This window comes from Leucobacter denitrificans (genome assembly GCF_014396385.1).
GTDB lineage: Bacteria > Actinomycetota > Actinomycetes > Actinomycetales > Microbacteriaceae > Leucobacter > Leucobacter denitrificans.
The window spans coordinates 504,690-516,559 of record NZ_CP060716.1; the positions used below are offsets into that span (position 1 = coordinate 504,690).

Here is an 11,870-nt window from a genome sequence, read left to right on the forward strand (position 1 = left end):
ATGTCACTGCACCGACGCCTGCGTGTCCTTTGGATCTTTGGGTTCTGGGCCGTAATTGGCGTGGGCGCTTACGTGCTGGGCGTGCTGAGTACAACAGGTCAGTGGGTTGAAGATAGCGCGCTGTCCGCCTCTAGATACAACACCGACCCGCCGGCACCGCTGAGCCTGGTGTCGACTCCTGCGATCGCAATTTGCTTAGTAGTACTCGGACTTCTCGCTTTATGGATCCACGGCATCGCCAGGGCCCTCGTAGTGACCCTGGTGCCTGTTGTTGCGATCGTCGCGTCACAACTTCTAAAATCTGAGGTGCTCGGCCGCCCAGAATTGCTGAGCCTTACCGCAGAAAACTCGTTTCCGAGCGGCCACATGACGGTGTTTACCGCGGTGGTTGCATCTGCAATATTTGCGGTCACCCGCCACCTTCGCGCGATTGTCGCACTTGGTGGAGCCATACTACTCGGGGTCGTGAGTTGGCAATTGCTCACGTATGGCTGGCATAGACCGAGCGATGTGCTTGGCGCATTGGCTATCGGAGTCGTAAGCTTCGCCATCGTTACCACTTTGTTACCTTTACGGCCAGCGCGAGGTGTGTGGCTCGTTCGCACAGTGTCGATCGGCCTCGCAATGGTGGGGTGGATCACTGTTGGTGCCGCACTCGTGTTGCTTTTCCTCGCATGGCGACAGGGGAGTGCTGACCTTATGCTCAACGCCGCCCAGTTTGGCTCAATCGCACTCTGTGCACTCGCAGCGCACTCGCTGTTGCGCTTGGCAGTTCTAGCGCGTTCCGCCCGCGAGTAATTTAAAGTCCACCTTTTGGAGTATCGCGAAAAGGCTATGTCAGAACATTTTCACGCTCGTGGGCTGCCTAAACAGCCGGATTGTCTCTTTGCCAATTCTTAATAGCAATGCGTTCGCCGCTGCACAGCGAACGGACGAACCCTGGACCGAAATCCGAGGCGGGAATTGGCTATGCGTGCACCCAGAGATCAAATCCAGCGCACACCTTCACACAGTAACACTTTCGCTGATAATGTATATTATGTCAGTTTAGATTAATATGGGACTTCCCTGGCTCAGGAAGCCTCGCCTCGGAACCGCCCTATCAGGTCATGTGAGCATTAGCTCTTCTCGATAGCCTGTTCCAGCCGCGCGACTTTTCCGTCGAGTTCACCGACGAACCCAGGCCGAATGTCTGCTTTCATCACGAGAGAAACTCGTGGCCCAAATTGCTGCACCGCTTCAGTGGCGCGCTTGACCACGGCGAATACCTCGTCCCACTCCCCTTCGATTTCGGTAAACATTGCTGATGTCCTGTTTGGAAGTCCGGATTCCCGCACAACCCGTACGGCTGCAGCTACGGCTTCATGAACGGAACCACTTTCATCTGTGGATCCAGTTGGAGAAACAGAAAAGGCGAGCAACATTATGGAGTCCTCTCTGACGCTGTCAAAAGAATTCGGGTTTCACCCCAGGCTATGTGAGGTAACACCCGTCTACACGTACCAACGCAAGGTGTCGCGTAAGGATCCACATTCACCTGACCAGCGTAGACTGACCACGATGTACGTCAAGATTTGTGGTCTGAGAGATAGAGCTACTGCCCTTCATGCAATACGGGAAGGCGCCGACGCTGTCGGTGTCGTTATGAGTGAGGGAAGCCCGCGAAACGCGACCCGCGAAGAGGCGAAAGCCGTCGTCACCGCAGCGCATTCCTTCGATCGACACATTGATGCGGTGCTTGTCGTTCGACGCATTCACGCAGCTGACGCTGCACAGCTCGCGGTTGACCTTGGGTTTGACGTCCTACAACTTCACGGTGAGTACACTCAATCGGATTTTGAGAGTGCTGCTGTGATCCACCCACGCATATGGCGCGCGGCAAGTCTTGTGACGACACCAGACTTGCGATTCGGTGAATACTCAGAGGAGCGATTGCTTGTAGACAGCCCAGATCCGGGCTCCGGCAGGCCTTGGGACCTGAAAGGAGTTAGCTCCGCACACCTGGGCGACAGTTGGCTACTTGCGGGGGGTCTCTCCCCTGAAAACGTCGCCTCCGCGATCGCCGAGGCTCAACCAGACGGTGTAGATGTCTCAAGCGGAGTTGAGATCGCACCTGGCCAAAAGAGCCTCGAACGCATCACCCAATTCATTCGAGCTGCGCGAAGCGCGAGTTCTAATTAACCCGAGCTTGTTTCTGGGTCGCACGAATCCAGTCTTCGAGCTTTGCTGTCGCAGCACCAGAATCGATCGTTGCCGCAGCGAGCTCTAGCTTCTCCCCCAAACGCTTGAGCAGTGGGCGCTCTACAGATTCCGGATCAATCGCAAGATCATACGCAACGAGTCCGGCCGCCGCGTTCAAAAGCACGATGTCTCGCACAGGCCCCGGTTCTCCCCCAAGCGTTCGTCGCACAACCTCGGCGTTCTCCTCCGGCGTGCCGCCAACGAGGTCCGCAATCTCAGCTCTAGGTATGCCCAGGTCACGTGGATCAAGGTCGTGCTCTGTCAGCGCTCCCCTGCTCACTTCCCAAATCCTAGAGTGACCAGTGGTCGTAAGTTCATCGAGCCCATCATCACCGCGGAACACGAGCGCAGAAGCACCACGAAGACGAAAGACGCCCACGAAAATTGGCACTCGGTCAAGATCCGCAACCCCTACTGCTGAAGCCTCAGGCCGAACCGGGTTGCACAATGGACCAAGGAAATTAAACACCGTTGGGATGCCGAGTTCTGCTCGAGCACCAGCAACATGCTTAAAGCCCTGAAGAAAGCGCGCAGCGTGCACAAATGCAATGCCGGCTTCATCGAACGATTGCTTTAACTGATCAGGGTCAAGCGACAGGTCGATTCCGAGAGCACTGAAAACATCAGATGAACCTGATAAACTACTCGCCGCTTTATTACCGTGCTTGACTACAGGCGTTCCAGCAGCCGCAGCAACGATCGAAGCCATTGATGAGATGTTAACGGTTCCAAAACGATCTCCTCCCGTGCCGACGATGTCGAGCGACATTGCAGGAAGAGCAATTGGCGCAGCCTCGGCCAAAATCGCATCGCGGAACCCGATAACTTCTTCAACAGTTACGCCCTTTGTATGCAGCGCAACTAGAAAACCGCCAATCTGTGCCCCAGTTGCGTCTCCCGTCATGAATCGGGACATCGCCCATTCAGCCTGGGAAACGCTGAGATCCTCCCCTTGAAGCAGTGTCGTAAGAATTGCTGGCCAGGTCCGATCTTCACTCATACGGCAATCTTACCCACGACACGCCGCCCTACTTGATGTGTGGTCACCGAAGGGTCTTTCGGCGCGGTAGGGTGGATGGGTAAATGTCGAAAAAACTCGGCTCGCCGAGCATCGGTGAAAATACACACCAAACTTTCAGCCATAATGGAAGGGTGACAACGACCACTATGAATACCAAGTCAGCCGTGCCCACGGTGAAGCGACCCAACTCCGTCGCCGTCGGCACGATCGTGTGGCTCGGCAGCGAGGTCATGTTCTTCGCCGGCCTGTTCGCCATCTACTTCACACTCCGGGCGATGAACCCAGAATTGTGGGCAGAGCAAACGTCGAAGCATAACTTCACGTTCGCCCTGATTAACACCCTCATTCTTGTTGCTTCATCGTTCACTGCGCAGGCGGGTGTCTTTGCTGCTGAGCGCATGCAGCCACGAGCAACCGGAGCAAGTCCCGCGAAGTGGGGCATGGTCGAGTGGTTCTACCTCACCTTCTTCATGGGGGCCATCTTCGTGGCAGGCCAGGCCTGGGAGTACGCAACCTTCGTGTCAGAAGGCATCACGCTCGCGAGCGATCCTTATGGTTCTGCCTTCTACATCACCACCGGTTTCCACGGCATCCACGTTTCCCTTGGTCTCGTGGCCTTCCTCCTGGTGATCGGTCGCGTCTACGCAGTTAAGAACTTCACACACAAAGAAGAGACCACCGCGGTCGTCGTGTCCTACTACTGGCACTTCGTCGACATCGTATGGATCATCCTCTTCATCATCATTTACGTACTCAAGTAGAGTCAGGAGCAATAGAGATCATGGCTCGCGCCAAGAAGAACTCCGCTAAGACCGGACGGCGTCACCCGCTCGCCACGGCCGCACTGTTGGCTGTTGGCCTGCTTGTTACCGGTGCCGCATACGCAGGATTCAGCCAGACAGCTGCTACCGCAGAAGTGGATCTCACTTCACCTGAGGTAATCGAAGCTGGTCAGAAACTCTTCGCTGCGAACTGCGCAACTTGCCACGGCATGAACGCAGAAGGAACAGAGAACGACGGCCCAACACTTATTGGTGTTGGTGCAGCATCGGTTCATTTCCAGGTCGGAACTGGTCGAATGCCACTCGCATTCACTGGTCCGCAGGGAATGGTTAAGCCCGTGCAGTTCACGGAAGAGCAGACACTTCAAATGGCTGCCTACGTTGCATCATTGGCACCTGGACCTGGCCTCCCTGAGACCCAGTACCTCCAGGGCGAAGGTGACGTTGCACGCGGTGGCGAGCTCTTCCGCATTAACTGCGCGATGTGCCACAACGTTGCCGGTGCTGGCGGTGCGTTGACGCAGGGTAAGTGGGCTCCATCGCTCAGTGGTGTCGAGGCGACTCACATCTACAACGCGATGGTGACCGGTCCGCAGAACATGCCGGTCTTTAGCGATGCGAACATCACGCCAGAGCAAAAGTCAGACATCATCACTTACCTCAAGTACATCGATGAGAAGCCATCAATCGGCGGTTTCTCACTCGGTTCACTTGGTCCGGTAGCTGAGGGTCTCTTCATTTGGGTGATCGGCCTCGGGGCCGTCGTCGCACTCACTGTGTGGGTCACCTCGAAGTCGAACTAGACCTCGCAACGCATCAATAGTTTTCAGGAATCAAGGAGCAACATGGCAGAGGAAGCGAAGAACAGTAGCGGCGGAAGCGCTGCTGTTGTCGCCGATGGCCACGGCGTCGAAACGGCTTCGGTAGGTACCGCAGTCCTTTCTTCGGATGCCGTGCAGAATCCGGGACTCCCCCCACACCGCAAGCGTGTGACGGATCTGGACCCAAAGAAGGAAAAGAACGCCGAGCGCGGAGTTTACGGACTTTTCTACCTTTCTATTGTCGGCAGCCTCGGCGCGGTACTTGCCTACATGTTCTTCCCGATCGAGTCTGGGGACGCCTCCGAGATTCGCTTGCATACGATATTCGTAGGCAGCGGCATGGCCTTGGCCCTGCTCGCAATCGGTATTGGAGCTGTGCACTGGGGCAAGGCCCTAATGTACGACGGAGAATCTATTGACCTTCGTCATCCGGTGGCGAGCGATGAGCCAACCCGTGAGGCCTCGGCTGAAGTCTTCAAGGTTGCAGATCAAGAATCAGGCTTCTCGCGCCGTACCCTTGTACGAAATAGCTTGTTTGGTGCCCTGATTGCATTCCCTCTTCCCGGAATCACGTTGCTCCGTGGGCTCGCTCCTCAGGACATCGATCCGGTTGAGGTACTCCGTCACACTATGTGGGACAAGGGAATTCGTCTCGCACGCGATAATGGCGGCCACAAGGTCGGTGAGGCGATCCGCGCAGCTGACGTGACAATTGGTTCGGTATTCCATGTGGTACCCGAAAACCTTGGTCAGGCCAAAGATGTGCTTAACGAAAAGGCTAAGGCGGTCGTACTCCTTATCCGTCTCGACGAAAAGGATCTCAAGGAGACGCCTGAGAAGGAATCCTGGTCCTACAACGGAATCGTCGCTTACTCAAAGGTGTGCACGCACGTTGGATGCCCGGTGGCACTGAACGAGCAGCATACGCACCACCTACTTTGCCCTTGCCACCAGTCGCAGTTCGATGTTTCTGACGAAGCAAAGGTGGTCTTCGGTCCGGCCAAGCGACCGCTTCCACAGCTTCCCATTACCGTCGACGATGAGGGTTACCTCATCGCACAGAGCGACTTCAATGAACCTGTTGGTCCGAGCTACTGGGAGCGACTTAAGTGAGCCACGTGACTGAATCCCCCGCAAAGAGCGGATCGAGCCGATTTACCTCGGCAGCTGCGACATACATTGACGACCGCACCAAGATTGGTGTGGCTGTCAAGGAGTTCGGCCGCAAGGTCTTCCCTGACCATTGGTCCTTCCTTCTTGGTGAAGTAGCGCTCTACAGCTTTGTTGTCATCCTGCTGTCGGGAACCTTCCTGACCCTTTTCTTCCAGGCAACGATGATTGAGACCGTATACGACGGCCCTTATGTACCAATGAAGGGTATTGAGATGTCCGGCGCGATGGCGTCGACGATTGATATCTCATTCTCAGTTCGTGGCGGCCTTCTTATGCGTCAGGTGCACCACTGGGCGGCGCTTCTTTTCGTTGCCTCGATTGGTCTGCACATGCTTCGCATCTTCTTCACGGGTGCATTCCGCAAGCCGCGCGAACTGAACTGGATCATCGGTTTCGTTCTCTTCGTGCTTGCAATGGCTGAGGGCTTCACTGGCTACTCACTCCCAGATGACGTGCTCTCGGGCAATGGCCTCCGTATTATCGACGGCATCATCAAGGCAATTCCCATTATCGGAACTTGGCTATCCTTCCTCTTCTTCGGCGGAGAGTTCCCAGGGACAGATATTGTGGGCAGGCTCTACATGCTGCACATCATGGTCCTTCCTGCAATGGTGATCTTGTTTGTTGCGTTGCACCTGATGTTTGTTGTGATCCACAAGCACACCCAGTACCCTGGACCGGGCAAGACGCAACAAAACGTGGTGGGTTACCCAGTACTCCCCGTCTATGCAGCTAAGGCTGGTGGATTCTTCTTCATCGTCTTCGGCGTGATCATGCTCATCTCGACGTTCTTCAGCATCAACGCTGTGTGGATGTATGGCCCATACGATCCGTCACCTGTCTCTGCTGGTACACAGCCTGACTGGTACATCGGATTTGCTGACGGCATGTTGCGTCTGATTCCGCCAGGGTGGGAAACTGAGTGGTTCGGTTACACCTGGTCATGGAACATGCTCGTTCCTGTCATCATCATGGTCGGGTTCCTTGTACTCGTAGCGATCTACCCCTTCATCGAAGCCTGGGTGACCGGAGACAAGCGCGAACACCATATTCTCGATCGTCCACGAAACGCACCTACGCGTACAGCAATCGGTGCTGCCGGCGTTACTTTCTACGCTGTAATGTGGGGAGCTGCAAGCTCCGACCTCATGGCAACGCACTTCCAGTTGTCGATCGAAGGCGTAATCCACGCACTCCAGGCCCTACTGATTGTGGGACCGATTGTGGCTTACTTCATGACGAAACGTATTTGTCTTGCGCTTCAGAAGAAGGATCGCTCTATCGCACTGCACGGCTACGAGTCCGGTCGTATTGTTCGCCTCCCAGGCGGAGAATACGTAGAAGTACACAAGCCTGTTAGCGATTACGAGCGCTGGGAGCTCGTGAGCTACCACGACTACGCACCGCTCATGCTCCGCCCGAATGACGATGGACGCATTCCGTTCTCAAAGCGTCTGCGCGCTGGCTTCAGCCGCTGGTTCTTCGAGGATCGCATCGTTCCACCTACTCAGGGTGAACTCGAGCAGGGACACAATGAAGGGCACTAAGTAGTCCTTCTCCCACTAAGAGAAATGCCTCCCGCTTGCCGAAGCAAACGGGAGGCATTTCTCTTTGGGGACTAAACTCCAAGGGTGTTCGTGACGAGTTCTCGGGTATGACTGGAGGACTCGTGATGAACCTAAAGTATGTATTTAGAGAGTTGAATTAGGCTTCGAACAGGGGAATCAGGTAAAAGCAGGCCAAGACCACCGCGCACACGATTAGGAGAGAAGACTCACCTCCGGAAGTGGTGGCATAACCTTAGAAGAAGTGGCGTGGCGTTAGTCGAGGTGAGATGTAATGACGTTGCCCCGCAATGAGAATTTAGTCGTTCTGGGCGGCGAGATATGACGCGCCTACAACTTGTCAGGGCTCAAAGCTATCACAGTCATGAGCAGACTTTGCCCCTGAAGCACCATCGCTTCAAAAGCATCCTGTCCGATGACCGATACGAGATGCCGAAGCTGCGACTGCACTGACTCCCCTACCTCACGCAGGCCAATGCTAGCGATCGCCTGAAAGAGAAGACAGGCATGCACAGGAGCAAGTTCCTCGGGTTCCTGAGCTACTGCGAGTTCAATGCACGACAGCGAGGTGCGTAGGCACTCGAGAAAAAGCTCCTCTTTCGAAGCGAAGTTTGCGTATACGTTGGGTTGTGACACACCGGCGCGCGTAGCTATCGCCGAAGTTTGTGTCGCCGCATATCCGTAGCGAGCGAACTCAATCGTCCCAGCCGCGAGAAGGCTCGCACGATTCTCCCCGGTTTACGTCGAGGTCGACGTGCACCGGGTGCAGCGTTCACAGGAACGCTGCTCACCTTCACTCTAATTCGAGCAGTTTACGGTAGTGCTCTCCCACTGACTCGAAACCACGGTGATTGTAGAAGGAACCAAACCGCGCAGTAGAGGCTGATAACTGGCGAACGCCACGCCCCATGCAGTAGTGCTCATTTGCGGCTATCAGACGATCACCGTAACCGCCTCCGCGATACTCCTCGTCCACAACGATCTCTTGGAGATGTGCTGTGAGTCCCGGAGCATGCAGTAGTCGGGAAACGGTCATGAGCGAATAACCGACGACGGTCCCGTTAACCTCGGCAACAAACAGCACGTTTGTTTCCTGATCTCGGCGACGTAGAACGTTGTCGTATGCGACCGTAAACTCATCCATGCGAATTGGTTCACGCCCTGTTGAAAACTGACGGGCCAGCCCGAAGATCGCTTTCGCGTCTTCGGGCTGGCCCCGACGGATTGTGACTGTCACGATCGCGTATTACCTCGCAAAATGACCGCGGTAGTACTCGTACACCCAGCCCACCGCTGCGATGATCACTAGAGGAATCGAGAGGTAGGTAAGCCAGAACTGGAACCCGATGCACAGACCAAGCACGAAAAGTGAACCTGCGAACGCGAAGAACATCGGCCACCAGCTCCACGGGCTGAATTCGCCAATCTCAGGGTTACCGTCGTCTACGTCAGACTCAGGCAGATCCTCAATCATGGTGCCGCCCAGCTTACGCTGAACCAGCCAGAGGTACACGGCGATGAACGCTGCCAAGCCAGCGCACCCAAAGAGCGCTACTGTTCCCGCCCACTCAAGTCGCGAGTGGGTGATCAAATTCCAACCGGTATAAAGCGCCCCGACGATTACGAAGTACACCGCAACAATCGTGAAGATCACAATGTTTGATTTCATAACGAAATACTCCTCGTAGTTACTTCTGCTCTGCGAGCTCAGGGACCGTAGCAGGCTTCGGCTGCTCGATTCCACTCACTTCTGGGTGGTGGAGGTCGAATGCAGGCGACTCTGTACGAATTCGTGGGATCGAGGTGAAGTTATGGCGCGGTGGTGGGCATGAAGTAGCCCACTCAAGCGACCGACCGTAGCCCCACGGATCGTCAACGGTAACCTTCGGTGCACGGCGCGCGGTCACGTACACGTTGAGCAGGAACGGAATCATCGAGATACCAAGAATCACTGCACCAACCGTTGACACCTGGTTGCCCCAGGTCACACCGTCTTCGGGGAGGTAGGTGTAGTAGCGACGTGGCATCGCCATAACACCGAGCCAGTGCTGCACGAGGAAAGTTGTGTGGAAACCGATGAACAGGGTCCAGAAGTGGATCTTGCCAAGTCGCTCATTGAGCATCTTGCCGGTCCACTTTGGCCACCAGAAGTAGAATCCAGCGAACATCGCGAAGACAACCGTACCGAACACCACGTAGTGGAAGTGCGCTACGACGAAGTACGTGTCAGAGAGGTGGAAGTCGAGCGCTGGCGAAGCCAGGATCACGCCAGTGAGGCCACCAAACACGAAGGTGACAAGGAAGCCGAGCGACCAAAGCATTGGTGTCTCGAACGTGATCGACCCGCGCCACATCGTTCCGAGCCAGTTGAAGATCTTAACGCCCGTTGGAACCGCAATGAGCATGGTCATCAACGAGAAGAACGGCAGCAGCACAGAACCGGTGACGTACATGTGGTGAGCCCACACTGTCATCGAAAGTGCAGCGATCGAAATTGTCGCGTACACAAGCGTCTTGTATCCGAAGATCGGCTTGCGGCTGAATACCGGGAAGATCTCGGAGACGATGCCGAAGAACGGCAGTGCAATGATGTACACCTCAGGGTGACCGAAGAACCAGAACAGGTGCTGCCACAAAATGGCTCCACCCTCACCGTTAAAGATGTTCGCGTGGAAGATGCGGTCAGCAGCGAGGCCGAAGAACGCAGCTGCGAGGACCGGGAAGACCAGGATCGCAAGGAGCGACGTAATCATCGTGTTCCAGGTGAAGATCGACATACGCCACATGGTCATGCCAGGTGCACGCATCGTGATGATGGTCGTGATGAAGTTCACACCACCGAGGATGGTACCGAAACCGGTAATGCCGAGACCGAGCACCCAAAGGTTGCCACCCACACCAGGTGAGTAGGTCATGTCGGAAAGCGGTGCATATGCGAACCAACCGAATGAAGCAGCGCCCTGAGGTGTCAAGAAGCCACCAACAGCGATCAACGCACCAAAAGTGTAAAGCCAGAATGCAAAGGCATTAAGTCGCGGGAACGCGACGTCGGGAGCACCGATCTGGAGCGGCATAATCACATTCGCGAAGCCCGCAAACAGCGGCGTTGCAAACATCAGCAGCATGATCGTGCCGTGCATGGTGAACAGCTGGTTGTACTGTTCCTTCGTCGCAATGACCTCAAGCCCGGGCGCAAAGAGCTGCGCGCGAATGAGCAGGGCCATGAGGCCGCCGATCATGAACCAAACGACGGAGCTGATCAGATACATGTATCCGATCACCTTGTGGTCCGTGGAAGTAATCCACGAAACGATGACGTTACCCTTCTTCATCTTCTCTTCCCTCGTTACTCGTTCTCGGCCTTGGCTTCGTCACCGAAGAAGAGGTCCTGGTTCGGGTTGTAGTCAGCGCCGAGTGAGCCAGTGTTACCAGCAGCACGGAGCGACTCAACGTATGCGTCGTACTCGTCTTGCTCAACTACGCGGAGCTCAAACAGCATCATCGAGTGATCTTGACCACAAAGCTCGGCACACTTACCCATGAACGTTCCAGTCTCAGTGGGCGTGAAGCTCATGTAGTTCGTCTGCCCCGGAACCATGTCCTTTTTGTAGAGGTACTCGACGACCCAGAATGAGTGGATGACGTCGCGGCTCTCGAGTCGAATCTCGGTCGTCTTGTCGACAGGGAGGTAGAGAACCGGCATGGTCTCTGGCTTCGCAGAACCGTTCTCGTCGGTTTCTACCTGCTTACCCGAGAAGTACACATCGTCGCTCAGATAGTTGAAGTCCCATGCCCAACGCTTGCCGAAAACCTCGACAACGTTCTCGGGGTTGTCGTAGCGAGCCTCAATCTTCGACTGCTCCTGCGCGGTGAACGCGAAGAAGCCAAGAACGAGAATCACGGGCACAACAGTGAAGAACGTTTCGATTGGCATGTTGTACCGCATCTGCACTGGCAGACCGGTCTGACCCTTGCGCCTACGGTAGGCGACTGTTGCCCAAATAATGAGGCCCCAGGTGATGACTCCAACGCCGAGCAGCACGAGCCATGAATTCACCCACAGGGCAGTAATGCCCTCGGTGAGGTTCGTAGCATTTGTCGACCCCTCAGGAAGGAACCCGCGCTGTTGGGCAGGCGTACAGCCTGCAAGCGCGAGTGCCGCGCCGATAGCAGCGGGCGCAGCGACCCACTTCATTACACGATTGGAACGCACCACATACCTTTCGAATGCTGACGGTTTACCTCTGCGCACGGCAGAGAAAACTGA

General features: G+C 55.6%; 13 protein-coding genes and 1 pseudogene. 6 read left to right on the forward strand and 8 right to left on the reverse strand.

Translation table 11 applies throughout. The features are described 5' to 3' along the window. Nucleotides 1-798 (forward strand): phosphatase PAP2 family protein, encoded by a 798-nt coding sequence (locus H9L06_RS02425; RefSeq protein ID WP_187555698.1) that lies wholly within the window; start codon nucleotides 1-3, stop codon nucleotides 796-798. 320 nt (nucleotides 799-1,118) lie between these two features. On the opposite strand, the gene H9L06_RS02430 is transcribed toward H9L06_RS02425, so the two are convergent. Continuing rightward, nucleotides 1,119-1,424: a thiamine-binding protein gene (locus tag H9L06_RS02430; RefSeq protein ID WP_187555699.1), complete on the reverse strand. Its 306-nt coding sequence runs from the start codon at nucleotides 1,422-1,424 to the stop codon at nucleotides 1,119-1,121. 136 nt (nucleotides 1,425-1,560) lie between these two features. On the opposite strand from H9L06_RS02430, the gene H9L06_RS02435 reads away from it, so the two are divergent. Continuing rightward, nucleotides 1,561-2,181: a phosphoribosylanthranilate isomerase gene (locus tag H9L06_RS02435; RefSeq protein ID WP_187555700.1), complete on the forward strand. Its 621-nt coding sequence runs from the start codon at nucleotides 1,561-1,563 to the stop codon at nucleotides 2,179-2,181. Here the strand turns inward: H9L06_RS02435 and trpD are convergent. Then, nucleotides 2,174-3,241: an anthranilate phosphoribosyltransferase gene (gene trpD / locus H9L06_RS02440; protein WP_187555701.1), complete on the reverse strand. Its 1,068-nt coding sequence runs from the start codon at nucleotides 3,239-3,241 to the stop codon at nucleotides 2,174-2,176. The two genes, H9L06_RS02435 and trpD, sit on opposite strands and share 8 nt — an antisense overlap. A gap of 167 nt (nucleotides 3,242-3,408) precedes the next feature. Between trpD and ctaE the strand changes: the two genes are divergently transcribed. From ctaE to qcrB, 4 genes are read left to right on the forward strand one after another with little or no spacing between them, the layout of a single operon-like run. Then, complete coding sequence (ctaE, locus tag H9L06_RS02445) at nucleotides 3,409-4,023, forward strand: aa3-type cytochrome oxidase subunit III (protein ID WP_187555702.1); 615 nt, start codon at nucleotides 3,409-3,411, stop codon at nucleotides 4,021-4,023. 20 nt (nucleotides 4,024-4,043) lie between these two features. Further along, the gene (gene qcrC, locus H9L06_RS02450) at nucleotides 4,044-4,847 is read left to right on the forward strand and encodes a cytochrome bc1 complex diheme cytochrome c subunit (RefSeq protein WP_187555703.1); all 804 of its coding nucleotides are present in this window, start codon (nucleotides 4,044-4,046) and stop codon (nucleotides 4,845-4,847) included. Between the two features lie 42 nt (nucleotides 4,848-4,889). Further along, nucleotides 4,890-5,978 carry a cytochrome bc1 complex Rieske iron-sulfur subunit gene (gene qcrA / locus H9L06_RS02455; RefSeq protein WP_187555704.1) on the forward strand — a complete coding sequence of 363 codons (1,089 nt, stop codon included), beginning with the start codon at nucleotides 4,890-4,892 and terminating at the stop codon, nucleotides 5,976-5,978. Further along, nucleotides 5,975-7,585 (forward strand): cytochrome bc1 complex cytochrome b subunit, encoded by a 1,611-nt coding sequence (gene qcrB / locus H9L06_RS02460; protein WP_187555705.1) that lies wholly within the window; start codon nucleotides 5,975-5,977, stop codon nucleotides 7,583-7,585. The genes qcrA and qcrB overlap by 4 nt, the downstream gene beginning before the upstream one ends. Before the next feature lie 348 nt (nucleotides 7,586-7,933). Here the strand turns inward: qcrB and H9L06_RS02465 are convergent, their stop codons facing one another. The 6 genes and pseudogenes from H9L06_RS02465 to ctaC form a co-directional block, all read right to left on the reverse strand. Further along, nucleotides 7,934-8,239 (reverse strand): hypothetical protein, encoded by a 306-nt coding sequence (locus tag H9L06_RS02465; protein ID WP_246454453.1) that lies wholly within the window; start codon nucleotides 8,237-8,239, stop codon nucleotides 7,934-7,936. Then, a pseudogene (locus tag H9L06_RS12015) lies at nucleotides 8,240-8,302 on the reverse strand (hypothetical protein); the annotation flags it as partial. Between the two features lie 94 nt (nucleotides 8,303-8,396). Then, complete coding sequence (locus H9L06_RS02470; protein ID WP_187555706.1) at nucleotides 8,397-8,840, reverse strand: GNAT family N-acetyltransferase; 444 nt, start codon at nucleotides 8,838-8,840, stop codon at nucleotides 8,397-8,399. Nucleotides 8,841-8,849: 9 nt separating this feature from the next. Continuing rightward, a complete protein-coding gene (gene ctaF / locus H9L06_RS02475; protein ID WP_187555707.1) occupies nucleotides 8,850-9,272 on the reverse strand; it encodes an aa3-type cytochrome oxidase subunit IV in 423 nt (140 codons plus the stop codon). A 19-nt stretch (nucleotides 9,273-9,291) separates the two neighbouring features. Next, nucleotides 9,292-10,935, reverse strand: a complete 1,644-nt coding sequence (gene ctaD / locus H9L06_RS02480) for an aa3-type cytochrome oxidase subunit I (protein ID WP_187555708.1) — start codon at nucleotides 10,933-10,935, stop codon at nucleotides 9,292-9,294. A gap of 14 nt (nucleotides 10,936-10,949) precedes the next feature. After that, nucleotides 10,950-11,816, reverse strand: coding sequence for an aa3-type cytochrome oxidase subunit II (gene ctaC, locus H9L06_RS02485; protein ID WP_484497128.1), 867 nt, complete (start codon nucleotides 11,814-11,816; stop codon nucleotides 10,950-10,952). Nucleotides 11,817-11,870: the final 54 nt, after the last annotated feature.